The organism is Streptomyces sp. NBC_00250 (assembly GCF_036192275.1).
In the GTDB taxonomy this organism is placed as follows: Bacteria; Actinomycetota; Actinomycetes; order Streptomycetales; family Streptomycetaceae; genus Streptomyces.
The window spans coordinates 19,696-46,315 of sequence record NZ_CP108089.1 but is presented as its reverse complement, the minus strand read 5'-3'; the positions used below and the strand labels follow the sequence as shown (position 1 = coordinate 46,315).

The 26,620-nt window shown below is 69.6% G+C and carries 24 protein-coding genes; 10 read left to right on the top strand and 14 right to left on the bottom strand.

What is annotated here, in order from left to right:
• The first annotated feature begins 228 nt into the window (after nucleotides 1–228).
• The 3 genes from OG259_RS41455 to OG259_RS41445 are packed head-to-tail and all read left to right on the top strand — an operon-like array spanning nucleotide 229 to nucleotide 3,139.
• Nucleotides 229–1,230, top strand: a complete 1,002-nt coding sequence (locus OG259_RS41455) for a bifunctional DNA primase/polymerase (protein WP_443052167.1) — start codon at nucleotides 229–231, stop codon at nucleotides 1,228–1,230.
• Nucleotides 1,227–2,738: a DNA primase family protein gene (locus OG259_RS41450; RefSeq protein WP_328947376.1), complete on the top strand. Its 1,512-nt coding sequence runs from the start codon at nucleotides 1,227–1,229 to the stop codon at nucleotides 2,736–2,738. Before OG259_RS41455 ends, OG259_RS41450 begins: the two co-directional genes overlap by 4 nt.
• Nucleotides 2,735–3,139, top strand: a complete 405-nt coding sequence (locus tag OG259_RS41445; RefSeq protein WP_266903217.1) for a DUF6009 family protein — start codon at nucleotides 2,735–2,737, stop codon at nucleotides 3,137–3,139. Before OG259_RS41450 ends, OG259_RS41445 begins: the two co-directional genes overlap by 4 nt.
• 595 nt (nucleotides 3,140–3,734) lie before the next feature.
• On the opposite strand, the gene OG259_RS41440 is transcribed toward OG259_RS41445, so the two are convergent.
• The 3 genes from OG259_RS41440 to OG259_RS41430 form a co-directional block, all read right to left on the bottom strand.
• Nucleotides 3,735–4,919 carry an acyl-CoA dehydrogenase family protein gene (locus OG259_RS41440; RefSeq protein ID WP_328947375.1) on the bottom strand — a complete coding sequence of 395 codons (1,185 nt, stop codon included), beginning with the start codon at nucleotides 4,917–4,919 and terminating at the stop codon, nucleotides 3,735–3,737.
• A 285-nt stretch (nucleotides 4,920–5,204) separates the two neighbouring features.
• Nucleotides 5,205–5,693, bottom strand: coding sequence for a pyridoxamine 5'-phosphate oxidase family protein (locus tag OG259_RS41435; protein WP_266903221.1), 489 nt, complete (start codon nucleotides 5,691–5,693; stop codon nucleotides 5,205–5,207).
• A 129-nt stretch (nucleotides 5,694–5,822) separates the two neighbouring features.
• The gene (locus tag OG259_RS41430) at nucleotides 5,823–6,707 is read right to left on the bottom strand and encodes an NAD(P)-dependent oxidoreductase (RefSeq protein ID WP_328947374.1); all 885 of its coding nucleotides are present in this window, start codon (nucleotides 6,705–6,707) and stop codon (nucleotides 5,823–5,825) included.
• A 323-nt stretch (nucleotides 6,708–7,030) separates the two neighbouring features.
• On the opposite strand from OG259_RS41430, the gene OG259_RS41425 reads away from it, so the two are divergent.
• Nucleotides 7,031–9,121, top strand: coding sequence for a BTAD domain-containing putative transcriptional regulator (locus OG259_RS41425; protein ID WP_328947373.1), 2,091 nt, complete (start codon nucleotides 7,031–7,033; stop codon nucleotides 9,119–9,121).
• 131 nt (nucleotides 9,122–9,252) lie between these two features.
• On the opposite strand, the gene OG259_RS41420 is transcribed toward OG259_RS41425, so the two are convergent.
• The 3 genes from OG259_RS41420 to OG259_RS41410 all read right to left on the bottom strand — a co-directional run bounded on the left by OG259_RS41420 (nucleotide 9,253) and on the right by OG259_RS41410 (nucleotide 13,124).
• The gene (locus OG259_RS41420) at nucleotides 9,253–10,095 is read right to left on the bottom strand and encodes an NAD(P)H-binding protein (protein ID WP_328947372.1); all 843 of its coding nucleotides are present in this window, start codon (nucleotides 10,093–10,095) and stop codon (nucleotides 9,253–9,255) included.
• A gap of 120 nt (nucleotides 10,096–10,215) precedes the next feature.
• Nucleotides 10,216–11,400 carry an acyl-CoA dehydrogenase family protein gene (locus OG259_RS41415; RefSeq protein ID WP_328947371.1) on the bottom strand — a complete coding sequence of 395 codons (1,185 nt, stop codon included), beginning with the start codon at nucleotides 11,398–11,400 and terminating at the stop codon, nucleotides 10,216–10,218.
• A 293-nt stretch (nucleotides 11,401–11,693) separates the two neighbouring features.
• Nucleotides 11,694–13,124, bottom strand: a complete 1,431-nt coding sequence (locus OG259_RS41410; protein WP_328947417.1) for an MFS transporter — start codon at nucleotides 13,122–13,124, stop codon at nucleotides 11,694–11,696.
• Nucleotides 13,125–13,348: 224 nt separating this feature from the next.
• Between OG259_RS41410 and OG259_RS41405 the strand changes: the two genes are divergently transcribed.
• Both OG259_RS41405 and OG259_RS41400 read left to right on the top strand, forming a co-directional pair.
• Nucleotides 13,349–13,786, top strand: coding sequence for a winged helix-turn-helix transcriptional regulator (locus OG259_RS41405; protein WP_266903231.1), 438 nt, complete (start codon nucleotides 13,349–13,351; stop codon nucleotides 13,784–13,786).
• Between the two features lie 285 nt (nucleotides 13,787–14,071).
• Nucleotides 14,072–14,680, top strand: coding sequence for a GOLPH3/VPS74 family protein (locus OG259_RS41400; protein ID WP_328947370.1), 609 nt, complete (start codon nucleotides 14,072–14,074; stop codon nucleotides 14,678–14,680).
• Nucleotides 14,681–14,723: 43 nt separating this feature from the next.
• Here the strand turns inward: OG259_RS41400 and OG259_RS41395 are convergent, their stop codons facing one another.
• From OG259_RS41395 to OG259_RS41375, 5 genes are all read right to left on the bottom strand, one after another.
• On the bottom strand, nucleotides 14,724–15,434 hold the full coding sequence (locus OG259_RS41395; RefSeq protein ID WP_328947369.1) for a hypothetical protein: 711 nt from the start codon (nucleotides 15,432–15,434) through the stop codon (nucleotides 14,724–14,726).
• 210 nt (nucleotides 15,435–15,644) lie between these two features.
• On the bottom strand, nucleotides 15,645–16,652 hold the full coding sequence (locus OG259_RS41390) for an ABC transporter permease subunit (protein WP_328947368.1): 1,008 nt from the start codon (nucleotides 16,650–16,652) through the stop codon (nucleotides 15,645–15,647).
• Complete coding sequence (locus OG259_RS41385; protein WP_328947367.1) at nucleotides 16,649–17,545, bottom strand: ABC transporter ATP-binding protein; 897 nt, start codon at nucleotides 17,543–17,545, stop codon at nucleotides 16,649–16,651. Before OG259_RS41385 ends, OG259_RS41390 begins: the two co-directional genes overlap by 4 nt.
• A complete protein-coding gene (locus OG259_RS41380; RefSeq protein WP_328947366.1) occupies nucleotides 17,542–17,946 on the bottom strand; it encodes a GntR family transcriptional regulator in 405 nt (134 codons plus the stop codon). Before OG259_RS41380 ends, OG259_RS41385 begins: the two co-directional genes overlap by 4 nt.
• A 153-nt stretch (nucleotides 17,947–18,099) precedes the next feature.
• Nucleotides 18,100–18,516, bottom strand: coding sequence for a hypothetical protein (locus tag OG259_RS41375; protein ID WP_328947365.1), 417 nt, complete (start codon nucleotides 18,514–18,516; stop codon nucleotides 18,100–18,102).
• Between the two features lie 400 nt (nucleotides 18,517–18,916).
• On the opposite strand from OG259_RS41375, the gene OG259_RS41370 reads away from it, so the two are divergent.
• Nucleotides 18,917–19,906 carry an SGNH/GDSL hydrolase family protein gene (locus tag OG259_RS41370; RefSeq protein WP_328947364.1) on the top strand — a complete coding sequence of 330 codons (990 nt, stop codon included), beginning with the start codon at nucleotides 18,917–18,919 and terminating at the stop codon, nucleotides 19,904–19,906.
• A gap of 589 nt (nucleotides 19,907–20,495) precedes the next feature.
• Here OG259_RS41370 and OG259_RS41365 read toward each other — a convergent pair.
• Nucleotides 20,496–21,074 carry a TetR/AcrR family transcriptional regulator gene (locus OG259_RS41365; RefSeq protein ID WP_328947363.1) on the bottom strand — a complete coding sequence of 193 codons (579 nt, stop codon included), beginning with the start codon at nucleotides 21,072–21,074 and terminating at the stop codon, nucleotides 20,496–20,498.
• 91 nt (nucleotides 21,075–21,165) lie between these two features.
• On the opposite strand from OG259_RS41365, the gene OG259_RS41360 reads away from it, so the two are divergent.
• Both OG259_RS41360 and OG259_RS41355 read left to right on the top strand, forming a co-directional pair.
• Nucleotides 21,166–21,612, top strand: a complete 447-nt coding sequence (locus OG259_RS41360; protein WP_328947362.1) for a DUF1772 domain-containing protein — start codon at nucleotides 21,166–21,168, stop codon at nucleotides 21,610–21,612.
• A 155-nt stretch (nucleotides 21,613–21,767) separates the two neighbouring features.
• Nucleotides 21,768–22,193: a DUF4267 domain-containing protein gene (locus OG259_RS41355; RefSeq protein ID WP_328947361.1), complete on the top strand. Its 426-nt coding sequence runs from the start codon at nucleotides 21,768–21,770 to the stop codon at nucleotides 22,191–22,193.
• 242 nt (nucleotides 22,194–22,435) lie between these two features.
• Here the strand turns inward: OG259_RS41355 and OG259_RS41350 are convergent, their stop codons facing one another.
• Both OG259_RS41350 and OG259_RS41345 read right to left on the bottom strand, forming a co-directional pair.
• Nucleotides 22,436–23,341: an endonuclease/exonuclease/phosphatase family protein gene (locus OG259_RS41350; protein ID WP_443052166.1), complete on the bottom strand. Its 906-nt coding sequence runs from the start codon at nucleotides 23,339–23,341 to the stop codon at nucleotides 22,436–22,438.
• A 470-nt stretch (nucleotides 23,342–23,811) separates the two neighbouring features.
• Nucleotides 23,812–23,985 carry a hypothetical protein gene (locus OG259_RS41345; protein WP_328947359.1) on the bottom strand — a complete coding sequence of 58 codons (174 nt, stop codon included), beginning with the start codon at nucleotides 23,983–23,985 and terminating at the stop codon, nucleotides 23,812–23,814.
• Between the two features lie 176 nt (nucleotides 23,986–24,161).
• Between OG259_RS41345 and OG259_RS41340 the strand changes: the two genes are divergently transcribed.
• The gene (locus OG259_RS41340; RefSeq protein ID WP_328947358.1) at nucleotides 24,162–26,528 is read left to right on the top strand and encodes a hypothetical protein; all 2,367 of its coding nucleotides are present in this window, start codon (nucleotides 24,162–24,164) and stop codon (nucleotides 26,526–26,528) included.
• Nucleotides 26,529–26,620 lie beyond the last annotated feature (92 nt).

Here is a 26,620-nt window from a genome sequence, read left to right as displayed (position 1 = left end):
CGACCGTTGTTCACAGGGGCTCACAGGATTTCGTCCGAGCCTCCGCTAACCTACTCGGAGCATATTCCGACTTTGAGTCGCTTCGGTCGCTGAGAGGAACGCCTCATGCTCCCTGACCTGGGGAAATCACCCAGCGACTCAACATGTCGCAGCGAGACCGACCGCGTCGGCAGCCGCCCGGGGACTCCTCTGGAGATCGCCCTGTGGTGCTCCCAGCAGGGGTGGCCCGTGCATCCTCTCGCGCCCCGTCGCAAGACGCCCAGCGCGAACTGCCGGGAGTGTCAGGTCCGTACGCACAAGCCTCAGGACTGTCCCTGCATCCCGTCCGGGCGCTGGTGCCACGGCTTCCACGCGGCCACGACCGACGTCGCCAGGATCCGCACCTGGTGGGGGCAGCAGCCCGGCTTCGGCGTGGGTGTGGCCTGCGGCAGCGCCGGTCTCGTCGTCATCGACGTGGACGCCCACGACGCCATGCCCCCGCAGCGGGAACGGCTGTTGCCCGGAATCCCCATCCCTCCGGCCGTCTCGCTGAACGGGCTGCGCCACGGGTTCCACAGCCTCGCCCTGCTCGCCGCACTGCGGGGCCAGCCCGATCCGGCCGAGGACTCCACCACCCTGCGCGTCCGCACGCCCTCCGGTGGCATGCACATCTGGTACGCGGCGGAGCCCGGGCAGGCCTGGCAGTGCTCGGCCGGATCGAGCCCCTCCCGCGCACTGGCCTGGCAGGTCGACGTACGCGCCAACGGCGGCTACATCATCGCCCCCGGCACCGTCACCGACGCCGGCACCTACACGGCGGTCGGCAGCGCCCGCCATCCCGCACCGCTGCCCGCCTGGCTGGCCCTGGAGCTGGCCCGGACGGGTCACCTGCCCGCGCTGCCGCCCCAGCGTTCCGGCTCGCCCGTCCCGCAGCGCGCCCGCGCCGCCGTCATCGCCGCGGGCGGTGGCCGGGCCGTCGTCGGACGCACCCTGGCCACGGTCCTGGCCGCGGTGTCCGCCTGCGCCTCCGTCCCCGAGGGGGCTGCCTTCAGCGACAAACTCAACCGAGCCGCCTACACCGCGGGCGGGCTGGTGAGCGCCGGTCATCTGACCGACTCCGACGCCGAGTCCGCGCTGCTGGCCGCCGCGCTCCACGCCCGCCCCACGCAGGAACGGCGGGCCCTGCAGATCATCCGCAGCGGGATGAGCGCCGGCCGACAGCGTCCCCTCATGCCGGGAGACTTCTCTTGACCCGCGTACCCGAGCCCCACGACGGACTGTTCGACCCGGCAGAAGTGGCCCGACAGATCCTGCTCTCGACTCCGCGCGCCGTACCGTCCCAGGCGCCGCCCGCCACCGTGCCGTCCCACGCGACCGAGCACGGCCTGCTCCCCGACAGTCTCAGCGACCGTGGCAACGCGAAGCTGTTCGTCGCCCTGTACGGACGGGACTTCCGGCACGTTCCCGGTATCGGCTGGTACCGCTGGTCGGGATACCGCTGGGCCCTGGACGAGGACGACACCGTCGTGTGGGCCGCCGGAGAGATGGCCGAGTCCCTCGCCGAGAGCGACCCCATCAGCCGGTACACCACGACGGACCTGCGCCGCCACAAGCGCCGGGCCCTGTCCACCTCCGGCATGAAGGCGATGCTGCTCCAGGCGAAGGCCGCACCCGGCATGGTGCTCAACGCCGCGCTCCTCGACGCCGACCCGTACGCCCTGTGCACCCCGAACGGGGTGGTGGACCTCGCCACCGGGCAGCTCTCCGCGCCGGATCCGGACAAGCACTTCCACTCCCGGGCGACGAGCGTCTCCCCGCGTGCGATGTCCACGCCGCGGTGGAACCGGTTCCTCACCGACACGTTCGGCGACGACGAGGACGGTCAGAAGCTGATCGACTTCCTGCACGAACTCCTCGGCTACTCGATCACCGGCGACGTCGGCGCCCAGATCATGCCGTTCCTGTACGGGCAGGGAAAGAACGGCAAGAGCGTCCTGCTCGACGTGATGGTCAAACTCCTCGGGGACTACGCCGACGCCGCTCCCCCCGGGTTCCTGATGGCCCGCCCCTTCGAGGGGCACCCCACGGACCTGGCGGAGCTCCACGGCCGCCGCATCATCGTGTGCTCCGAACTCAAGCCCGGGGACCGGTTCGACGAGGCCCGGGTGAAGCTGCTCACCGGCGGCGACCGGATCAAGGCCCGCCGGATGCGGCAGGACTTCTTCAGCTTCACGCCGACCCACAAGCTCTGGCTGCTGGGCAACCACCGCCCCGAGGTCGGGACCGGCGGATACGCCTTCTGGCGGCGTATGACGCTGATCCCGTTCGAGCGGGTCGTCGCCACGGACCGTCAGATCGACAACCTCGCGGACGTCCTGGTCACCGAGGAGGGGCCGGGCATCCTGCACTGGCTGATCTCCGGCGCCGGCCGCTACCTCGACGGTCCCCGCGATCTGACGGGGCCCGACCAGGTCCGTACCGCCACGACCGCCTACGCCGAGACCGAGGACCACACGGGCCGCTTCCTCGGCGAGTGCTGCACACTGCACCCCGCGATGCGCGCCGAGCAGAGGCAGCTGTACAACAGCTATACGGGCTGGTGCCAGATGGAAGGAGCCAATCCTGTCTCCTCCAGGTCCTTCGCCGCCCGTGTCCGTGAAACCATCGGTATCAGCACCCCCAAGCAGATGATCTTGTCGAATCAGCGGAAGTTCTACCCGGGCATCGGACTCAACACCGAAGGGGGCGAGACGGTATGAGCGCGCTCATCGAACCCGAGCAGCTCAGCTCCGAGACAGAACTCGTGTGGCTGGAGGACATCGCTCCGCTCGACTACGTGCGACAGACCCTGGACCGGCTCCCGACCCGCCGGGGCAAACCCGCCTACCACCGGGCCGGCCGCATGGTCGGCTACGCGATCCTCGGCCCGGACGCCCGCTCCTCGCGCGCCTCCGGGACCTTCGTGCGCCGGGTCTTCTGGCTGCTCCCCCACGACCGCGACGGGCAGCCCACGGGGCTCTACGCGTCCGGCGCACCCTCCGAGGCCATCGACCCCCGCACCGTGGCCCCCCGGATCAAGGGGTACAAGACCCAGCGCTCCGAGGGCGGTCCCGAGTCCGCGGCGATGCGGGAGCTGGGCATCACGCTGCCCGAGGCCTGAGTCGCTGGGCCGAGTCGCTCAGAGCCACCCTTGAGTCGCTGTCAGCGACTGAGAACCACGTGCCCAGCGACCGAACTGCCTCGGTCGCTGGGCACCAGCACGTCCGGAGCGCCTCAGCGACTGAAGAAATCAGCGATTCAGCGACTCTGGAGGGCTTCGGTAGCTGTTCAGTCGCTGCCACATAAGCCCAGGTCAGGATGGGTTCACCCCTCCTGTTAGCGACCGTAGCGACTCAACTTCGGACTTTATGAAGACATTCGCGTGCGCGTGTGCGTGTCATAGATACGAGTCTTGAGTCGCTTCAGTCGCTGTTTTGAAGGTTTTGACCCCTCTGACCTGGACTTCTTCAACAGCGACTGACAGCGACTCAAAAATCTTCAGTCGCTGTTCTCTCAGTAGCTGCTGAGTCGCTGCGCCCTCTCGGTCGCTGCTCTCTCCAGGCTCCGCTCTCTCCCCGCGCTCGCCCGGCTCTCGCCGTGAGCACCACTGCCCTGGGCCGCCGTGGGCACGGACGTGGGCACGGACGTGGGCACGGACGAGGGCCGCGTACGGCGGGGGGATTCGCCGTACGCGGCCCTCGGGAACAGCCGGCGGTCTAGAAGAACTCGGTGTCCGGGTCGAGCCCGACCAGGACCCTGCCGTACGCCTCGAAGCCACCCAGAGGCGCCATCAGGCCGTGCAGCGCGAGCCCCTGGATGTCCCGGTGGACACGCTGGAACGGCTGCGAGCGCTGGATGACCGAAGCCCCGCTGACCGAGTGCAGCGTGTCGACGGCCTCCTTCGCGAGCAGGACCGAGTAGGTGATCTGGCTGCGGAGCTCCACCCGGTCGTTCATCGACATCCGCTCACCCGCGTCGGCGACGGCCTGCATGCGCTGGACATAGCTGTCGGCCAACGCCTGGGCGGCCGAGATCTTGTTGGCGGCGGCCGCGACCTGGAACTGGATGTACGGGTGCGCCCGCTGCTCCTCCCAGTGCGAGTAGGCGATGCCCTTGCCCGGCAGCCGGTCCAGGAACAGTTCGAGGCCCGCCCGGGCCATCCCGACGTAGGCCGCCGCCGACAGCGCCATCACGTACGCGGTGAGGCCGTACTCCCGGCCGCTCCCCTCGGCGTGCGCCCGGTCGGCCACCTCACCCTCCAGCACCTCGAAGCCGTCCACAACCCGGTGCGCCGGGACGAAGAGGTCCTTGACGGACGAGGTGCAGCTGCCGGTGCCCGCGGCGGAGGAGACGTCCCAGTCGTCGGCGATCGTCATGTCGTCGGCGCGCACCACCGCGTAGACCTCCTCGTGCACGTCGTCCGTGCGCTCGACGAGGGCCGCGAGGATGTTCCAGTCGGCACCGCGGATGCCGGTGTTGAAGCGCCAGCTCCCGTTCAGGACGAAGCCGTCGTCGGTGCGGGTCGCCCGGCCGGTCGGGGTGAAGCCACCGGAGACCTTCAGAGAACCGCCGCTGGTGGCGTAGATCTCCTCCTGGGCCTGGTCGGGGTACTGGGAGATGATCCAGGCGCTGGATATCCAGGCGTTGGACACCCAACCCGTCGAGCCACAGCCGCGGGCGATCTCGGAGACGAGCGCGAACTGGTCGGCGAGCGGCAGGTCCAGCCCGCCGAACCGCTGCGGGACCGCGGACCGGAAGACCCCGGCCTGGTCCAGCAGCTCGATGTTCTCCTGCGTGAGCCAGCCGCGTTCCTCGGTCGCGCGTCCGTTCTCACGGAGGGTCTGCACGCTCTCCCGAACCGCTTTCAGTACGGTGCCGGCGTCGATGTCGACCGTGGCCATCCTGCCTCCTCTGCCGCGAATTCATCCGGTTCTGCCGACTGTACTGCCGGCGCATTCAACTGCTTCCGGAATTCGCTCACACCTCGGTCATTACCGGGACTATCAATTGATGAGCGCCCGGTTACCGATATCTGGGAATCTTGAATCTTTTCATGACCGGGCGACCTCACGACCTCATGGTCGTGCCGACCGCATGCCCTGGTGACCCCGACGACCTCGCGCCCCCCGACCGGGGGTACGGGCCCGGCGCGGGCAGAGGCCGAATCATCTGCCCGCGCCGGGAGTTCAGCGCCGGCTCTCGTCCGTCCAGATGCGGCTGCTGAGGTCCGAGCCGCGCAGCACCTGCACCCTCCACGGGTCGATGCGCAGGACGTGGTACTTGGGGTCCTCAGGTCCGCCGCGCCAGAAGTTGAGCGGGTTGTACCCGACGCCCGCGGGGCTTCCCTTGCGGTAGAGGTCCCACGCGTACTGCCGGGTCTCCTGGTCCTCGGCCCATGTGGAGACGCTGTCGATGAACACCGCGTTCTGGCGGGGGTTCCAGTACGAGTAGGTGGTGTGCGGGTTGTTGGCCAGATGCGCCACCTTGACGGGCGTCTTGTAGGCGGCGAGCCAGCCGACCGGCTTTCCGTCGACCACTTCCCAGATGGGCAGCAGGACACGCGCCCGGGGGCGCGATTTCTTGTCCACTGTGATCATGGTGCAGTAGACGATGTCCTGGATGTAGGAATTGAATTTGTCTTCGATTTCCGAGAAGGATTCCACGGTGGTAGCCATATCGATTCCTCTCGGCGTCCGATTGTCGATGGCAAGGGTCCGGAAGACTCTTCCGGTATCAGAATGCAGCACTGCCACCTGTCGCGGAAGAAGGCACTTTGAAGTCACTGACTTCTCCCGCGGGTACCGTCAGGGACGTGGGCGGAAGCGGTCGACGACGGCCGCGTAGCTGTCGCCGCCCCGGCCCTTCGCGACCGTCTCGGCGACCAGGCCACGGAAGAACCGAGGCAGCGAGACGTCCACCCCGGCCGCCTCGCTCTCCTGCACCAGGTGGTCCATGGCGGCGGCGTGGGTGTCGAGGGTGGCGTCCCGGGCCACGGGCGCGTCGGCGTCGATCTGTTCGGCGTAGGCGGAGACGAACTCGGTGACCGAGGAGATCCACTGGTTGGCCAGGACGGCGAACTCGGCGGCCGGGACCTTCGCCGTGCCCACGAGCGCCGCCCCGTGCAGGAAGCTGTTCAGCACGCCCCACATGATGTTGAGCAGGGCCACGTCGTGAAGGGCGGCAAGACCGGGATCCGTACCGAGGTGCAGGCAGGTGCCCAGGTCACGCAGGACCGGCAGGTGCGTGTCGAAGACCTGCTCGTCCCCGCTGTGGAGCAGGACCGCCTCGGGTCCTCCCATGGTCTCCGGGACGGCCATGATCGCCCCGTCGAGGTAGGCGGCTCCCCGGTCGCCGACCCAGGCGGCGAGCTCGCGGGCCTGGTCGGAGGTGCTGGACGTCAGGTTGACGACGGTGCGCCCGCTCAGGGCCTCCCCCAGGGGGTCGAGGACGGACCGGACCGCCTCGTGGTCCTTGAGGCATACGATCACGAGGCCGTCGGTCGCCGATAAGGCCGCGGCCGCGGAGGGCGCGACCCGGGCGCCCTGGGTGATCAGGTCCCCGTCCCTTCCGGGGGTCCGGTTCCACACCGTGGTGGAACGGCCGGCCCGCAGGAGCGCGGCGGCGATCGCCCGCCCCATCAGGCCAAGACCCAGAATTGTTACTTCCGCTTCGGCTTCGTTGTCGACCATGAGTTTCACCTTCTCTTTTCCTGGCCTGTCCCCCCGGGCAAAAAATATTCCCGTCACGCACTGCTCAAGACTCTTTCAAGGAGCTGGTGGGACAGTGGGGGGAAATCTGCGGGAAGTGCACCACAGGCCTTCCGGCGCGTCAAGGATTGCCAACCTGATTCGGCCCGCGGGTATTTCCGAATGCACGTCAAACCTTGGAGCGGGGGGCAATGAGGTTCAGATTGCTAGGGCCGTTGGAAGCGATATCGGGGGACGGACCCGTTGCCCTGGGTGGGACGAAACAGCGCGCGACACTCGGCTATCTCCTGCTGAATGCCAACCGCGTGGTGGCCACGAGCGAGCTCGTGGAAGCCCTCTGGGAATCGGAGGACGTTCCGGCCACCGCCCGGAAGATTCTGCACAACGCGATATGGGGACTGCGGACGATCCTGGCCGAAAACGCCGGCCCCGGGGCCCACGGTGCCCCGGAACTCGTGACCAAAGCGCCCGGATACATGTTGCGTGTCGACCCCGACGACGTGGACCTGATGGCCTTCCGCCGCTGGGTGACCGCAGGCAGGGCCGAACTCGCCGCCGGTTCACCGGAGGAGGCCTCGCGGCTGCTGCGAAAAGGGCTGGACCTGTGGGGAGGCCCGCTCCTCGCCGACCTCGCCGAGTCGGGCATCGCCTGGCCGGAGCTCGACGCCGCCCGCCGGGACCGGCTCGACGTCCTTGAGGACCTCTTCGAAGCCGAACTGGAGTGCGGGCGCCACCATTCGATACTCGGCGAGCTGACGATGATGGCCGAGGCGGAACCCTGGCGAGAACGGGCCCGCGGGCAGCTGATGCTCGCGCTGTACCGCTGCGGACGACAGGCCGACGCCCTGAACGTCTACGAGCGGGTGCGGTCCTCCCTGGTGGAGAACCTCGGCCTGGAACCCGGCCACGGTCTCCGTACGCTCCAGCACGCGATCCTGACCCACGACCCCGCGCTGGCCGCCGAGGCCACCACTCCCCTGCGCGAGGCCACCACTCCCCCGGGCGCAACCGTCACTCCGCGCGGGGCCACCAGCCCGGGAACCCCGGGCACCACCCCGGGGGCCACACCGCTCACCCCGGTCCCCTCGCTCCTCACACAACAACCCCCCGCCGAACAGCCCGGCGCCGCCCCCCTCGTGGTTCCACGTCAGGGCAACACGGCCGTCACCGAGCGGATCCCGGTGAGCGCGCTGCTCGTAGGGCTCAGGCTGGGCAGTCTCGACGAGGTGTCCCCCGGGGACATCGAGACGGCCCTGCTCACCGTCGAGGACGTCATCACCCGGTTCGGCGGCACCGTGGTCGCCGCGATCGGATCGCTCACGCTGGCCCTGTTCGGAGTCGACGGACCCGGGGACGACGATCCCGAGCGGGCCGTCCGGGCCGCCCTGGCTCTGCGCGAGAGGTTCTCGGTCGACATGCAGACGGCCCTCAGGGCGGCGGTGACCACCGGCAGGGCCCTGGTCCGGCTCAGTCCCGGCGCCGAAGCCGGCCGCCCCTCGGCCGTGGGAACGCTGCTGGACGACGGCCGGGCGATGCTGGGCCGGGTACCGGACGGCGAGGTGTGGATGAGCGGCGCGGCGCGCCTCGCGACCGCGGCCTCCGTCGCGGCGAAGTCGGCCGACGACTCCTCCGACGCGTGGCAGGTCCTGGGACTCCTCGGCGACGAAGCCGCCTTCCGTACCGACCGCGAACACGAACTGGGGGTGCTCAACGGTCTGCTGGACTGGGCCCGGCACAGCTCGGTCCCCCACCTGGTGACCGTCCTCGGCGCACCGGGTGTCGGCAAGTCGCATCTGCTGGCGGAGTTCGAGCGCAGCATCGCCGTACAGTCCCCGGCGCCCGTGCGCGTACTGACCGCCCGGGCCACCGGCCGCGGCGAGCCGCTGGCCGTCGCCGGAGTGATCCTGGCCCGCTATTGCGGCGTCCTGGCGGAGGACGCGGTCGAGGTCTCCCGGGCCAAACTCGCCGCGGCCGTGTGGCGTCTGCCCATGGCCAAGGCCCGTCGCGCCCGGATGTACCAGCGTCTCCTGCCGCTCCTGCCCCCGGGCGGCTCTCCGGTGGACCCGGCCGACCGGGGCGAGGTCCTGAACGTATGGGCGGAGCTCCTGACGGCGGCCGCCGCGATCGAACCGGTCGTGGTCGTCGTCGACGACGCCCACCAGGCGGCGGACGCCGTACTGGACCGGCTCGAGTCCCTGTCCGACGGCGCCGGTACGGCCCCGCTGCTCACCGTCGCCACGGCCCGGCCCGAGCTGCTCGAACGCCGCCCCGGCTGGGGCGGCGGAAAGCACCGGGCGTCGACCCTGACGCTGCTGCCGCCGAGGACGGACCGGCCGCAGGAGCCGTCGGCGGGCCGTCCGCAGTCGCCGACGCGCGGACGGAGGATCGCGGTGTGAGGGAGGGAGCACCGGGAAGGGGCCCCGCCGGTGTTCCGGCGGGGCCCCGGTACGTCAGGTGCTGAAAGTCCGGTCGGACTCGGACGTTCCCAACCCCGGTCGGACTGGGACGTTTTTCAGCCCGGTAGGACTCAGACGTTCCAGACGCCCCGCGCGGCGGCGTCCTTCACGAAGTCGGAGAAGTCCCGGGGTTCACGGCCCAGCACACGCCGGACGGTGTCGGTGGGGGTGGCGTTCTTGTTGTCGCGGATCTGGGCGACGAGATCGGCGACGAAGAGCGCGTAGTCGGCGGGTACGTCGTAGCTCACGAGCTCGTCCACGTAGGCCTGGTGCTCGACGGGGACGTAGCGGATGTCCCGGCCGGTGGCCTGGGCGATCTCCTTGACGGCCTCGTCCAGGGTGAGGGCCCGGGCGCCGCTCAGTTCGTAGGTCTGTCCGGCGTGGCCGTCCTCCAGCAGGGCCTCGACCGCGACGGCGGCGACGTCCTCGGTGTCGACGAACGGTTCGCGGCCCGACCCGGCGGGGAGGGACAGTTCACCGGCGAGGACGCCGTCGAGCAGGACCCCCTCGTCGAAGTTCTGGAAGAACCAGTTGGGCCGCAGCACGGTCCACTCGGCACCGGACTCCTGGACGGCGCGCTCGCCGGCTATCAGCGACTTGCCGCCGACCGGCTCGGTCACCCGGGCCTGGAGCAGCACCAGCCGGCGGACCCCGCCGGCGACGGCGAGGCCGGACAGCTCGCGCAGCGCGGCCTCGGCGTCCCAGGCGCCGGGCTTGTCCTGCGCGTCCACCAGGTAGGCGACGTCGACGCCGGCGAGCGCGGGCTCCCAGGTGCTCGTGTCGTCCCAGTCGAAGCGGACGTCCCCGGAGCGGCTGGCCGCGCGGACGGTGGCCCCGCGCTCCTTCAGCCGGTTCACGACGCGGCGGCCGGTCTTTCCCGTACCGCCGAGGACGAGGACGGTGGTGTCGGTCATGGCAATGAGCCTTCCTGCACAGGGAGATGTAAACGACCAAAGAGGGATGTACGAGACCGGGCCGCCCGCGCGTGCGGGCGGCCCGGTGGCCGGAGCGTTCCGGTCATCCGGAACGGCGGATCACAGGAACGGGGTGTCGGGGGCGAGCCCGAGGATGGCCCGTCCGTGCACTTCCTGGTTGGGGTTGAAGGCGAACAGCGCGTGCAGGGCCAGGCCCCGCATGTCCCGGTGGAAGCGCTGGAACGCCACGTCGCGCATGATCACCGAGGCGCCGCTGGCCTCGAACAGCTCGTCGACGGCCTCCTTCGCGAGCTGGATGGCGAAGGCAGCGGTGCCACGGGCGGTGGCCCGCTCCTCCACGGACTGGCTCGTACCGGCGTCGGCGTGCTCCTGGAGCCGGCGCAGCCAGTTGTCCTGGAGCGCCTCGGCGGCCGCGATCTTGTTGGCGGCGATGGCGACCTGGATCTGGGTGACCGGAGAGGCGCTCTGGTCGGTCCAGGAGGTGTAGGTGATGCCGCGGCCCGGAAGGCGGTCGAGGAACAGCTCGTAGGCACCCTTGGCGATCCCGATGTAGGCGGAGGCGCCCTGGGCCATGAAGAAGGGGATGAAGGCGTAGTTGCGCCCGGTGGCCCCGGTGTTCGAGCGGTCGCCGGTGGTGCCGGAGAGCACCTCCATCAGGCTGACCACCCGGTGGGCCGGGACCGTCACGTTCTCGGCGGTGGCCGTGGAGCTGCCCGTGCCGGCGGCGTACGAGGCGTGCCAGTCGTCGGCGATGGCCAGCTCGCTGAAGGGGACGAGGGCGGCGAAGGGGGCCGGGGTGCCGTCGGGGCCGACGAGCAGGGCGGACAGCACGGCCCAGTTCGAACCGCGGGCGCCGGAGAGCCACTTCCAGGAGCCGCTGAGGCTGTACGAACCGTCGCCCGCCGGGGTCAGCGTGCCGGTGGGGGTGAAGCCCGTGGAGACGCGCACCGCGCGGCCGGCGCCGTACACCTCCTCCTGGGCCTTGTCGGGGAAGAGGCTGGGGATCCACGAGCTGGACACCCAGATCATCGAGACCCAGCCGGTGGCCGTGTCGGCACGGGCTATCTCGCTCAGGATCCTGACCTGGTTGGCGACCGGGGCCTCAAGACCACCGAAGCGACGCGGGACCGCCAGGCGGTACACGCCGGCCTTGTCGAGCAGCTCGACGTTCTCGTCCGGGATCCAGCGACGCTCCTCGCCCTCGGGTCCGCTCTTGCGAAGCGTGTCGACGAGGGCTGTCACCTCGTCCAGCACCGCGGTGACGGCACTGTCGGTCGTGGTCATCCTGTCTCCTCAGAATTTGCCGCAGCAACTTTACGACGCGCGCTCTTCTTTGCGCCGACGGTCATTCGTATTCTCTCGAAAGCAAGGTCATGTGCAGGTAATTCGACGCTCTCGGAAAACAGCCCGATCAAACAGCCGGACCGGCCGTCATCTCGACCGGCCGGTTACCGCAGAATGGTTCCGCGCAAGAAAAAAAGCATTGCCCTGGCCGACCGGGGCATGGAGGCCAGGGCAATGCTGCTTGAGCGGGTTGAGCGGATGGAGCGGGGTGCTGCCGAGGGTGGGGGCGGGAACTACCTCGACGCCTCGACGGGCTCGGCCGCGCCGGGGATCTCCGTGGCCGCCGGCTCGGCGTCGGTCGCCCCGGCCCGGCTGCGCAGGCCGAAGGCGCTGATGAAGGCGGCGACGAGGGCGGCGACCAGCGGCACGACCAGGGCGGCCTGGTAGCCGTCGAGGAGCTCCGCCGGCGAGGTGCCGTCCGTGGCCCCGATGTTGACGGCGGCGACGGAGGACAGACCGAGAGCGGCGCCGAACTGGAAGGACGTGTACAGCAGACCGCCGGCGACGCCCTGCTCCTCCTCGGCGATGCCGTCGGTGGCGACGATCGTGAGCGGCCCGTAGGCCAGGGAGAAGGCCAGGCCCAGGATGATCAGGCTCGGGAACATCGCCATGTACGTCCAGTCCGCGCCGACCGGCAGGAACAGGGCGTAGGACAGGGCGGCGAGGAGCAGACCGCCGAAGATCACCCGGGCGTTGCCGAACTTGGCCACGAGCTTGGGGGTGAGGGTGGGCGAGAGGATCGCGTCCACACCGATGACGATGAGGGCGAAGCTGGTCTGCAGGGTCGACCAGCCGCGCAGCTCCTGCAGGTAGAGCACCGCGATGAACTGGAAGCCGAAGAAGCCCGCGGCGAACAGCATGCCGGCCAGGTTGGCGCGGACCAGCGAACCGTTGCGGAAGATGCCCAGGCGCACCAGCGGCGAGGACGACTTGCGTTCGACGGCGATGAAGGCACCGAAGAGGACCAGGCTCGCCGCGATCGTGCCGATCGTCCAGGCGGCGGAGGCGTGCGTGGCACGCTCGACGCCGAAGACGAGGAGCAGGATGCCGCCGGTGACGGTGATCGCACCCGCCAGGTCGACGCCCTGGCCGGTGCGGTCGGGGCGCGCCGACTTGGGGATGAGGGCGATGGCGGCGATGAGGATGAGGGCGCTGAGGATGACCGGCGCGAAGAAGACCCAGCGCCAGTTGACGGCGGCCAGCAGACCACCGACGACCAGGCCGATGGAGAAGCCGCCCGCGGCGGTGCCGGAGTAGACGAGCAGGGCCTTGTTGCGCTGCGGGCCCTCGTCGAAGCTCGTGGTGATGATGGACAGACCCGCCGGGGTCATGAACGCGGCGGCGACACCGGTCACGAAGCGGGCGACGATGAGCATCCAGCCCTCGGTGGCGAAGCCGCCCAGGCCGGAGAAGAGCAGGAAGACCACGAGCCAGAAGACGAACATCTGGCGGCGTCCGAACAGGTCGGCGGCACGGCCGCCCAGCAGCATGAACCCGCCGTAACCGAGCACGTAGGCGCTCATCACCCACTGGAGCATGCCGGTCGACATGTCCAGGTCCTCGCGGATCGAGGGCAGGGCGACGTTGAGCATGGCGACGTCGATGCCCTCGAGGAAGATCGCGCCACACAGCACGAACAGCACGCCCCATGCGCGCCCGCTCATGCGGTCGGTGCCGCTGCTCGAGGGGGATTGCAGTGTGGACACAGAATTTCTCCTTGAACGCGAAGGAATAGCGATAGGGAATCAGCCGCATTATTGCGGCAGGTGCTTGGAGTTCCCTTGAAGTTCGCGTGAGAACGGGGCAGGCTGGGAGGGGAGTTGCAAAGAAGAAGCCTGTGCTGGTTCCCACTTGTAACCACTGGCATCATGCGGCACGGTGGGGAACCATGGAAGAACGCACTTTAAAGTCACCAAGTCACTGCACGGGTACCGAGCAGGACTACGACGTCCGCCAGTGGGATGCCCGCGAGGGATGCGAGGTGAGGCAGATCCTCGACCGCGTCGCCGACAAGTGGTCGCTGCTCGCCATCGCGCACCTGGAGCGCCAGACCCTGCGTTTCTCCGAACTGCGCCGCCGCATCGAAGGCATCAGTCAGCGGATGCTGACCGTGACGCTGCGCCAGCTGGAACGGGACGGCCTCGTACGACGCACGGTGCACCCGGTCGTCCCCCCGCGCGTGGAGTACGAGCTCACTCCGCTCGGAGCGACCCTGCACACCACGATCAGGGCCCTGGTGGACTGGACGGAGGACCACCAGGAGGAGATCGCCACCGCCCGGGCCGAGTACGACATCCGCCTGGACGCCCTGGAGTCGGCCACCTGACCCGACCAGGGCGGGCCCACCGCGAAAGTGCTGGTCGAAGCCGTCCGCCGAGGGCCGCGACCAGCACGACCGCCGAGCAGGCGCCCCCGGCCAACTCGCCGACGAACGTGCCCGGAGCCTGACGCGGGTCGACGAGCCCGTCACCTGCCGGATCACGGACGTGACGCGGGTCGCCTCCCGACGCAAGGCGATTCCCTTCCCGCGACGGGCTTCGGCCGCACGGCGGGGGCGATACTGATCGTGAAGTCGCCCCACCTTTGCCGACGTCTCCGAGGGGATCCGTTCATGACCACGGCAAGAGATCTGTTCCTCATCGGAATGAGCCCGGAGTCGAAGGACTCGGTGGGACAGGGCGACCTGTCGCTCGCACTCGCGGGAGCCGAGCTGATCGATCTCGTCGGCGCGGGGACCGCCACCGTGGACGGCGACCGCATCGTGCCGGGCGAAGCCGCGACGCCGGACGACCGGCTCCTGGCCGACGCTGCGGCGGGGCTGTCCCGGCAGGCGCCCTACGAACAGGTCGAGGACTGGCTGTGGCGCCGGGGCCGAGACCTCTCGGCCACGTACCAGGCGGCCCTGGAGGACGAGGGCGAGCTGACGCGGAAGCGAAGCGGCCGGCTGTCCTTCGGCACGGAACGCGTGGAACCGGCGGATACGCCCGGGCGCCGCCGGGCAACGGACCGCTGGGAGGAGAAGGAACCCGTCCTGGCGGCCCTCGCCTCGGTCGTGGGCATCGACGGCGGCCGCCGCCCCGACGAAGAGCCCGGCTTCGACGACGAGGCGGTGACGACCGTGGTGGCCGCGGTCCATGACGCGGTGATGGAGCTGGAGGCCGTACGCCAGAGGCGGAACATCGAGAACTCGGCCTTCGCCAACCTCTGGCGGGGGCCGTGAGTCGAGGTCGGGTCCGCGGTCGCGACCACCGACCGCGAGCTCGTCAGGCCTTCTTGGCCCTGGCCGCAGGGCTGTTGGGCCCGCAGGACAGACGGGCCGCTTCCAAGACCGGTTCCCCCGCCTTCACGTTCTCGACCGATGTGGAGCACTCCACGACGCCCGCGCCGTCACCGGTCCAGCTGATCGCGCGGCCCGTCGCCAGCTCGCCGTTGCCGCAGGTGTACCGGAAGTCGGCGGTGACCTGTCGGACAAAGGCGAAGTCCACGAAGGTCCCGGCGCCGCTGACGCTGGTGGTGGTCGCTGGCTGCGGTGCGGGCCTGCGGACATCGGCGAAGCCGTAATCGTCGTTGTCGATCTCGTCCCTCTCCCCGATGTGGGAGCCCAGCGAGCGGAGCGCGGCCTCCGCGTCGACCCGCGGGCCCTTCTCGAACGTGACGGCGGTACGTGGGGTGTGGAGCGTCGACAACCTGTTCGTCAGTTTGCCGCCCCCCTTGCCGAGCTTCTGCTTCTCGGCGACACCCGTCAGCACGTCTCGCTTGTCGACGTTGAACCACGTGTACGTGCCGTTCTCGCATGCCGTGTCGACGGCGAGCTGAGCTTTCTTGGCCGGCCCACCGCTGGCCGCCTCACCGCTGGCCGCCTCACCGCTGGCCGCCCCACTGTCGGCCGCCCCGCCGCCGGCCGTACAGGCGACCGTCCCCGTGAGCAGCGCGACGACGGCGTATGCGGACAGGCTGATCCGTCTGATCTTCATGTTCGTCTCCCCCTGGTGTTTCAGGCCATTGGTCGATGGCGAAGTCCACCATGCTGTGAAGAGACCTGTAGAGACAAGCGACTTGAGCCGTTTCTGAGGCCAGGAGACGCCCGGCCGAGGCCGTTCGGGCGCTTCGCTGCGCGAGGCAGCGTAAGGCGCGGCGTGAGGCGGCGGGACTCACGCCGACGCGAGCAAGCGACGCGTCGTCCGTCAGGTCAGCCGGCGGCGGATCCACCAGACGCAGCCCCCTGCGAGGGCGAGGGCGAGGCCGAGATAGAGCCCCGTCTCGGCCCACTGCAGGGCCCAGAAGTTGCCGGCGGGCTGGTACGTCACCTGCTGCTGGTAGCCCAGGGCCTGAAGGTCGGCGATGCAGCCGTCGACTTGCGGCAGGGTGGGCGGGCCCGAAGCAGTGTGCAGGCATTCGGCGAAGGACGACGGCACGGAGGTCGGTTCACCGGCGGCGTCGAGCGTCTGCTGGGAGGTGACCCAGGACCCTGGCACGTCGGGATGGGCGACGATCTGCTTGGCACCGTCCTGGATGCTGATGGGGGCGCCGTCGGGGGCGATCGGCACGATGGTCCGGTCCGCTGCGGCCAGATGGGACCGGATCCACATCGGCACGGTGAACTGGACCGCGATGTAGGCGACGAACGTGGTCGCCATCGCGGGCACGGTGCGGCGGATGACGAGGCCGAGGGCGACGCCCAGGACGAAGGCGAAGGCGGCGTGGGCGACGGGGACGACACCCCGCGCGGCGAAGGCCACGGGGTCGAGCCTCGCGAAGTACGTGTCCGTCGCGCCACCGTTGTCGATGGACCGGTCGATGGGGCTGCTCCACCAGCTCACCGCGAGCGCGGCCAGTCCGGCGACGGTCATGGCGGCCACCGCGCCGAGGCCGAGCTTGGTCGCCAGCCAGCGGGTGCGGGTGACGCCCTGGCTCCACGCGAGGTGGTGAGTGCCGGTCTCCAGTTCACGGGCGATCAGCGGCGCGCCCCAGAACATCCCGATGACGGCCGGCACGGCGAGAACGATCAGCAGTCCCGCGTAATAGAGCCCCTGGTCCGAACTGGAGAGCCGGTCCACCAGGCTGCTGCCGGCGGCCTTGTAGAGGTCGGCCAGCTGCGGTCCTGTGACCGCGAGGGCGGCGGCGAAGACGGCCATCGCGGCGAACATCACGCCGGCCTGGGTACGGAACTGGCGCCAGGTCAGCCAGATCATCGGAGGACCTCCAGCGCGGGTCGGGTGTCACGGACCGCGTCGGCGGGCCGGGTCATGTAGGCCAGGACGATGTCTTCCAGGCCGAGCGGGCTGACGGTCCAGGACGGATCCTTGACCGGAGCGTCGGCGCGCACCAGGAGGGTGGTCTGCCGTTCGGTGTGACTCGCGGTGATGACGTGCTGGTCCGCGGGGAGGGTTGCCGGGTCCCGGCGCGGGCCGGTGAGCCGGTGGTGGCAGGCGACCAGGTCTTCGATGTCGCCGGCCACCTGCACGCGGGAGTCGACCAGCACGATGACGTAGTCGCAGGTCCGCTCCACGTCGGAGACCAGGTGGGAGGAGAGCACGACGCTCAGTTCGTGCTCGGCGACGGCCTCCATGAGGTCCTGCATGAACTCCCGCCGGGCGAGCGGGTCCAGCGCCGCGACCGGCTCGTCCAGGATCAGCAGCTCCGGGCGCTTGCCGATGCCGAGGGTGAGAGCGAGCTGCGCGCGCTGGCCGCCGGACAGCTTGCCGGCCCGCTGCTTGGGGTCCAGACCGAGGCGACGGATCCGGTCCCGGGCCAGGGCGTCGTCCCAGTTCGGGTTGAGACGCCTGCCGAAGTCGAGGTGGTCGGCGACGCTCAGCGCGGCGTAGGTGGGGGTGTCCTGGGCGACGAAACCGACTTTGGCCAGCTGTTCCACGTCAGAGGCCGGACGGCCACCGCACACCTCGATCGATCCGGCTGTCGGGGTCAGCATGCCGGAGGCCAGCTTCAACAGGGTCGACTTGCCGGCTCCGTTGGGGCCGACCAGGCCGACCACCCGGCCGGGTGGAACATCCAGTTCGCAGTTCTGCAGCGCCCACCGCTGCTTGTACCTCTTGCCCAGTCCCCGGGCTCGCAAGACCGCACTCACGCTACGTCCTCTCCGGCGGTGTTACGAAAGGCGTTCAGGAACAGCGCCTCGATGCTTTCGTCATCGAGCCCGGCCAGGCGGGCCTTGGTCAGCCAGCGCTGCAGGTCCTTGAGCAGCGGACCGTGGGCGGCGAGCGTGCCGTCGGCCAGCGTCCGGGTCACAAAGGTCCCGACCCCTGGGCGGGCGGCCACCAGGCCGTCGTGCTCCAGCTCGCGGTACGCCTTGAGCACCGTGTTCGGGTTGACCGCCATCTGCTTGGCGACGTCCTTGACGGTCGGCAACCTGTCGCCCTCCTTCAGCACGCCCAGGCGCAGGGCGTGCCGCACCTGCTGGACCAGCTGCTGGTAGGGGGACAGACCGGACCGGCCGCTGAGGTGGAACTCAATCACCAGTTCCTCCATTTATCTAGTTGCCTAGCACTATAGTCACCTACTCCAGCAATCCGGCAAGGCAGAGCTCGCGGCGCAAGCCACCCGACGCCAAGGAGGGCTCCACCACAGACGAATCGCCGTAGAGGAACCACCCCGCCGGCTCGCGCAACGACGCACCCCGGTTCAAACCCGGTTTTGAAACCAGCCGCATCGCCGGGCCGACAGCGCCGGCCCGGGAGCAGTGCAGCTACCGTTCGACGGGATGTCCCCGGTGGCGGCCTCCTGCGGCAGGACCACGGGCTGGTAGAGGTCGACTTCGTGGGCACACGGTCGAACTCGACGAAGAGTCGCGCGACATGCACCGCTACCGCGTGAAGTCGACCGTCCGTTCAGCGGCTTGACCGAGGTCACCTCACACTGGCCGGACATGCTGCAGGTCACCGGCTTGGCTTTATTCACGAGTAGCGCCGTCGGATGTTCATGGGTTTGGGAGGCACCCAGATCCACGGTCAGGTCGTCGAGGCCGAGGGCGTTCCCGGTGTCGGTGATGGTGCGGGGGCTGCCGGGGTGGATCGCGGCCGGGTCAGCGGGCAGCTGCACGCCGGTCCTCGGCCGCTTCCTGTATGACTCCGACCGACGGTTGGGCCGCTGGTAGGGCGTCTCGTGCAGGTCGGAGAGGGGGTGACGGTTCACAATTGGCCGTTCGTCGACCGCTATTTGGCCACTCCGGGCATCGGAGGAGTGAATGTGCACCCACCCAGTAGTAGGTAGCCGAATGTGACTGATTGGCTGCCCTGCGTAGTTGATCTTTCGGTTCCCTCCTTGGGAGAGGTGCATGTTCGACATCAAGATGACGAGGTCAACGCCGCAAGCATGTGCGGCAAGGACCTCGCGGGGCAGGGCTGCCGTTCGGGCGATCGCCCTGGGTGCGCTGGCCGCGCTGTCGCTTGCGGCCGGGATTCCGGCCGGGGCTGCGGCGGCGCCGGAACCTGTGGAGTGGGTGGCACTCGGCGACTCGTACACGGCCGGCGTGTTCGTCGGCGAACCCCGCCCGGCGCTCGGCAGCGCGGACCGTGACGGCTGCGACCGCACGACGGGCGCGTACCCGAACCTTGTCGAGCGCAGGCTCACGGCGGAACCGCCCGCGGGCCGACTGGTGCAGCTGATCGACTTCAGCTGCGGCGGCGCCACCATCAACGAGATCGCCTCGGCCCGGCAGACCCCCATCAGCCCGGTGCAGGCCCCCGAGGACGGCTGGCCCAGCGTGGCCCCCCAGGTCGACCGGACCGGGCTGAGCGCGAGCACCGACGTGGTCACGATCGGCGTCGGCGGCAACAGCCTGCCCTTCGGCAAGATCCTCACGTCCTGTCTGATCGCCGGCATCGGCCAGCCGGACGAGGCCACCCCCTGTCGGGACTCCTACGAGGCGGGCGGCCCGTTCCTCGACCCCGAGTCGATCTACGACAAGTACGACCGGGTCACCCGGGAGTACGCCGGCATGCTGCGCGCCGTGCAGGAGAAGGCGCCCAACGCCAAGGTCATCACGGTCGGATACCCCACGATCGTCCCGGAGGACCCCACCACCTGTGACCGCCAGGACACCACCGAGCTGGCGGCCGACCTCAAGGACGTCGGCCGGATCTCGGCCACCCACGGGGACATCGCCTGGCTGGGCGAGGTGAACACCCACCTCAACGCGATCGTCGAGGCCATCACGGAGCTGAGCGGCGGCACGTACGTCGACACCGCCACCTCCAGCGTCGGCCACGACGCCTGTCAGCCCCGGGCCACCAAGTGGGTCGAGGGAGTCTGCGGCAAGGCCGGCTCGTACTGGCCCAGCGAAGTCGCCGTCGGACCGCTCACCCTGACCTGCTCCGGCGGCAACCGCACCACGCTCGTGCACCCCAACGCCAGCGGCCACGCCAACACCGCCACCCAGGTCGAAGCCGCCGTCCGCACGGCACTGACCACCGAAACATCCCAAAGCTGAGAGCAAATCTCGGACGGTAGGGCTCCAGAGGGCATACCCCCTGGAGCCCTACAAGATCTAGATGCCTCCCGGGTGGCTGGACGGGAACAGCGCGCGGAGTGCCGACACGGGCACGAGCCCGCCCCCTCCTCGGCCAGACGCTGACAAAGGTCCGAACCGGACTCACCCGAGCACCCGCCGGGCACTGACGCCCCGCGGGCAGGACGAGTGACGCACCGCGCATCGCTCGCGCTGCTATTTCTCATGAACATTCACGGGCCTCAAGATCCGCAACTGCTGCCCAAACTGGCGGACAAACGCTGCCCCTGGAAGCGAACGAAGCCACCGGCTCACGGGTGACCGGGCAGGTCCGCGCGTACGAGCTGCTGCGGATGTCCGGCCGCGAGGGGCGGCGGACCCCGGGCCCTGCCGCCCGAGGAGCGGGACCATGACGTCCTGGACGAAGACGCGGCCGGGGGCTCCCCGCTGAATCACGCCACCCTCAACTGCCTGGGCCGCTACAGCTGCGCGCCCACCCGCCACGCGAGGGTCTGCGCAGGTACGCAGCCGGGGCCCGAGGGCCCGGCCGCGTGCCCGCCGGGACGCTGTGTCAGACCACGGCGAGCCGTTCCACCAGCAGGTGCACTCTCTGCTCGGTGTCCTCCGGCGGCAGCCGTCGCGCCCGGGTCAGGGTCGCGACGCCGTGCAGGGCCGCCCAGAACGTCTCGGTGAACAGTCCCGGGTGGACGCCGTCCCCGGCGACTTCTCCGAGTGTCTCCAGCAGGGCGGCGAAGGCGTCCTTGAGCGGTTCCGGGGTGTCCTCCTGCGCGTACGCGAGACCGCCGTCGAGCTGGAAGATGGCGTCGTAGACCGCCGGATGGCGTTCGGCGAAGTCGAGGTAGGCGCGGGCGAGCGCGGCGGCCCGCTCGCGCGGACCGTCCGCGGCGGAGGTCGCGGCCCGCACCGCCGCGGCCATCTCGGCGGCGCCCTGGAGGGCGACGGCGCCGATGATCTCGCGCTTGCCGCGGAAGTGGCTGTAGAGGACGGGTTGGCTGTACTCGATGCGCTCGGCGAGCCGGCGGGTGGTGACCGCGTCCCAGCCCTGCTGCTCGGCGAGTTCGCGGGCCGTCGCCACGATGAGGCGCTCGCGGTCCGCCCGTTCGCGCTGCTTGCGTTCCTGTACCGACATGATTCGATTCTAGCACCGCTAGACAATCGAGCGGCAGTAGTACTAGCGTTGCCTCATCACCTAGCGACGCTAGATTCCTGGAGGGGTCATCATGCTCAACGCACTCGAGGTCTTCACCACCGTGGTCGTCGGCCTGATGGTGGGGGTGGAGTTCTCCGTCGCCTTCGTCATGAACCCGATCTTCAACGCACTCCCCGAGGACAGCGGCCAGCTCGGCCGCGCACACGGGGGCCGGATGCTCGGCGCCGTGATGCCGGTCTGGTACATCGGCTCGCTCGTCCTCACCGCCATCTGGGCCATCGCCGGATGGCACCACGCCGGCACCGGCCTCGTCGTCGCCGCCGGCGTGCTGCTGATCGTCAGCGTGATCATGTCGATCCTGCTGCTCGTCCCGATCAACAACCAGGGCAAGACGTGGACCCCTGAGAACCGGCCCGCCGACTGGAAGCAGCAGATGAACCGCTGGGACCGCTTCCACTACGTCCGCGTCGCCGTCATCATCGCCGCCTTCACCCTGCTGGTCACCGCCCTCATCTGAACCTCGCGGACTCCCCCGCCGTCCTGGAGGGACCTGCCGAAATCGGACCTCCCTGGGCGACCACCTGATGGCCGACCCGCCCGAGCTCACCCTCCTCGGCGTCGTCCTGGAAGACGCGCTCCACCAAGTTCACGAAGACCGACAGGGAGAAGACAATGCCGCTGAAGAAGATCAACACCGTCCTGTCCGCCGCCTTCATCCTCTTCATCCTCTGGTTCGGGACGGACTTCATCCTGAGCCCGGAGACGACGGCGCCGGGCTTCGGCCTGCCGAGCTGGCCGGCCGGCGACGGCGGCGGCTTCCTGATCATCAAGGGAATCCGCGACGTCGTCCTGGCCCTGGTCCTGGGCATCCTGCTGGTGACGGGCCACCGCCGGGCGCTGGGCTGGGTGCTGCTGGTGGAAGCCCTCGCCGCGTACGGCGACATGACCACCGTGCTGGCCCACCACGGCTCCGTGGGCATCGCGCTCGGCATCCATGGCCTGACCGCGACGCTGATGGTGGTCAACGGTCTGCTGATGATGCACGAGACCCGCAAGGTCGCGGCCGCCCCGGCAAGCCCCGCCCCGCAGCCCGCCTGATCCCCTCAGTCAGTCCAAGGTGACCCGGCCCCCGGCCGGGCCACCTTCGCGCGTGCCGAACCGACAGGAGAAGCTCGTGGCGACGGCGCAGCAGCTCGCGGGAAGGTCCCCGGCACCTCTCACCCAGCTCTGATCCGAGGTCTTCAGAACCGGGTTTTGAAGACTGACGGCCCGTCGCCCCGTCGGAGCGCCACTCCCCCGTCTTCAAAACCGGTGGCGTCGACTGCTCACTGCTCACTGCCTCAGCGCAGGGTGATTCTCGCAGCGACCGGCAGATGGTCGCTGCCGGTGGCAGGCAGGGTGCGTATGTGGACGACGGTTGCCGAGCGGGCCATGACCTGGTCGATCCGAGCCAGCGGAAAGGCGGCGGGGAAGCTGAGGGCGAAGCCCCGCTCCGCCACGTTCAACCGTGAGGTCAGCGGGGCCAGCCCACGGTCGTCGACCGTGCCGTTGAGGTCGCCCAGCAGAATCACGGTCTTCAACGGCTCGGCAGCGATGGCCTTGCCCAGCAGACCGGCGCTCTCGTCGCGCCAGGAGGATGCCAGGCCGCTCGCCCGGACGCGGACCGACGGTAGGTGCGTGACGTACGTCGCGATGTCGCCGTCCGGAGCATTGACGACGGTCCGCAGCCCGCGACTCCAGGGTTCAGCGATTCCTCGCGGCTTGATGTCCAGTAGCCGGGTATCGGTGAGCGGATGCTTCGACCACAGTCCGACGGTGCCCCGCACCACGTGGTACGGGTAGTCCGCAGCGAGCGTCCTCTCGTAGACCGGCAGCGCCGGAGACACCAGTTCCTGCAGCGCGATGAGATCCGGCTCGGCGCTGACAAGGGCGCGCGCCGTGCCCGCTGGGTCGGTGTTCTCGTCGCTGACGTTGTGCTGCACGACGACCAGGTCGTGCGCGCCGGGCTCCACCACGGGAAGAAGCAACCCACCGAAGACATACGTCCAGGCCGTCACAGGCAGAAGCAGCGCCACCAGCGCGGTGGCTGATCGGCGCAGCAGCGCCAGGACGAGCAGCACGACGACGACGATGCCGAGCCACGGCAGGAAGGTTTCCAGGAAGCTGCCCAGGTGGCCGACGGCGTTGGGAACCGCCCGGTGGAATGCCAGGAGCCCGGCCGTCAGCACTGCGAACGCGGCGAGCACCTGCCCCTGTGTCCAGCCCCACCGGCGCCTCGCATCTCCCGTGGACGTCTTGCCTCTGACTGCCTGCTCCACCTGGCTTCCCATCCGCTTGGTTCCTTGCCCAAGACGAATCGCCAGGCGAATCAGTTTCTGTTTCGGTCGTCGACTTGTGCCGTGTCCTGCGCCCGTGCTCTGCGTGCAGCGGGCTGCCGAGTGAGCGCTCGCGACGTACAAGCTCGTCGAGTTCGTGGACCTGGTCGACCCGGGCGCCGAGTCCGGGCAGACCACCGGCGTGCGGTACCGCATCGACGACAGCGTGGACTCCGCGCACGTGAAGAAGAGCCAACCCGACCATAGGCTTTGAAGCAGCAGGGCCGCCCCGGCCGGTGACGCCGGGGCGGCCCTGCTGCCGTACACCGGCCTCCGGCGCTCCGGTTCCCCGAGTAGACGCCAGTAGGCGCCACCCTGGCTGGGCGCACACCGCTGCGGGGCTACTCGCTGTTGGAGCCGACGCCGACAACCAGGGCGATCAGCACGAGGACGCCGGTGGCGAGCTTGATGACGTCGGCGGCGGGCCAGCCCTGGTTCAGGGCGAGGACGAGGACGGTGGTGAAGGCGGCCGCCCAGGTACGGCGGGACGGGCGGGGAGGGTTCGGGCTGGGCATGCGGGCCTCCTGAGTTCGGTGAACCAACTGGAGACCAAGCTGACGGGGAGTGAGAATGTCCGCCTGGGGCGATCAACGAAGGCCCAGGCAGCTGGCGGTTGATCGCGGACAACGGGGGCGTTGTCCATCGTGCGGACGCGTTGCAGGGGGACGGGATGGCGCAGGCAGGACGGCCGATGAGCGAGCTGAGGGGCCGTACCGAGGAGGCGAATGCGCCCGCAGTGACCTGGCTTCGCAAGGTCACTGCGGGCGTCCAGGTGCGGGTGCTGGCGGAGACGTTCCCGTACTCGAAGTCGGTGTGGAGCGAGTACCGCAACGGCGCCAAGCTCATCCCCGAGCAGCTGCTGAACGATGTCGTCGACACACTCGTGTCCGACACGGAGATGCGCGAGCGTCAGCGCGCCGAAGGGCGCCGCCTCCTGGAAGCCGCGCAGAAGGCGGTCCGGAGGCCGGCCGCACGGCCGGCGCCCCAGGCCTCGCCAGGTATCCCGGACAGACCGTCGATGCCGGCCGGTGTCGGCGAGGTCCTCTTACGCCTCGACGACGCCCGGCTGCAGCAGATCGAGGCCATGCGCAAGCTCGCCGATTCCGAGAAGCGCTGCTCGCAGCTGCAGGAGATGGTCTCCGTCCTGCAGAACCAATGCGCCCAGTTGACCGAGGAGCGCGACCACGCCCGCCTCGAAGCCCACGGCGCTCACGAACTCCAGGCTGCTCTGGAGCAGTCGGAGATGTACCGGGAGCAGGCGGAAGGTCAGCTGCGGCACGCCCGCAAGGCCACCGAGCAGGCCTTCGAGCTGCGCCTGGCCGCCGAGGCGAACGTCGCGCGAGTGCAGGCCGACGCACGCCGGACCACAGGCGCTGCTCAGGGCGCGGGGAGGCTGCTGCCGCAGCCGGCGGGTGTCGGGCTGGACCTGCCTCCTTTGGAGCGCATCGGCGAGGTGCTTCAGGCGGTGCAGGACCAGCTCGTTGAGCAGGACGAGGGACTCGATGAGCTGCGCTCGCACCTCGGCGTCGGCGGGCCCGTCGTCGCAGACGCCGCGGCCCCGCACGTGATCACCGGGCAGGTCGTCGCGAGGCAGGACGACCTGACCGTGGACAGCGGGATTGTCCACGCAGACCCTGGAGACAACAGGGACAACGCTGTGACCAGCACGGATATCGCAACGTCCACGGGGCGGAGCGTGGTTGTCCAGACCTTGTCCACGGCATTGTCCCCAGCCGATCTGGGGCGGGCGGTCGGGATGCTGCGGGTCCGTGCCGGCATCGAGGGTTGGCCTGTGGAGAGGATGAACGCGCAGGCCGACGGTGGGCGTCTCAGCAGCGAGAGCCGGCAGGTGGACAACTCGGTCGACGGGTGGCTCGACGGCAGCCAGTTCCCCAAGCTCTACTGGGCGCTGGATGCACTGATTGACGCCCTGGGAGCCACTGATGGGGAGAAGGCGGCCTTCTTCAGCTCGTACGTACGCATCGCCCGGCGGGAGTCCGAGGCCTTCAAGGAGGCGTACCCGAGGATCGAACGGCAGGGGGACGAGTCCTTCGAGAGCGCGTCCCGCAGGGTGACCGAGGCGGAGGCACGGGCCCGGCAGGAGGCAGCACAGCACGGAAGATCCCCCCTCGCGCCGAACGCGATCCGGATCGAGGCCGAGAGGAACGCTCCCTCTCTGGACGACGAGCAGCCTCACGTCGCGGAGCCCGCCCTCAGCGGCTCCGCCCCGGAGCTCTCCGAAAGCCCCGCGCCGTCGTCCGCCACCGGGACCCAGCCTGATGACGAGAACGTCTCTCCCGGAGTCTCCGTCGTCCCAGGCCCGCCCGTGAACGACGTGGATGACGTGGACGACGTAGCCGACGCCCTACGTGGACCGGACAACTTCCCCGCGCCACCGACCCCCCTCACGATCGCGTTGGCCGGTGCTTCGGACGCGAGACAGTTCGGGGCGCAGATCGAGGCACTGAGGCAGCGCGCCGGCGTGGGGCGGGCTGACTGGTCGCATGCCCGTCTGGCTTCCGAGGTCAGCCAGGGCTTCGCCACGCGCAAGGCCCGCAGAGCGGTGAAGCAGTGGCTCGCAGGGAAGGTCCTGCCCTCGTGGTCCCGTCTGCGGCCGCTTCTCATCGCCATGGGCGCCGGCAAGGGCGAACTGGCGGCGTTCGAGGAGGCGCTCAGGCGGGTCTCCCACACAGCCACCGTGATGGCCGACCCGGCAGAGATGATGCGGCGTCGCAGCAGGCGAAGCGACCTCATCTGGCTGACCGCTCTCACCTGTACGGCAGTCTTCGCCACCGCCGCGGCGACCGGGATCCTGCTCAGCGCGACATACTCCGCCGACCCCGTCCAGCCCCTGTGGAAGCCACTGATCGCCATCCTCCTCAACGCCGTTCTCGCCGTCGGCGCGCGGACAGTTCTCCATCGCCTGTACGACCGATGGGTCCCCGGCCTCGTGCTCCTCGGATGGCTCCTCACTCTGCTCACCGGCTACGCGCTGCCCCTGCTGACCGACCACGACTACGGCGGCCGGGCCCTCGCCGACTTCATCGGGTTCCTGTAGAACGGCCTGGCCATCCGCCTACGGGAATCGCCCACCCTCCGAACGAGGGTGGGCGATTCCCGTAGGTCCGGGCCTGCCGACCAGCTCAGCTG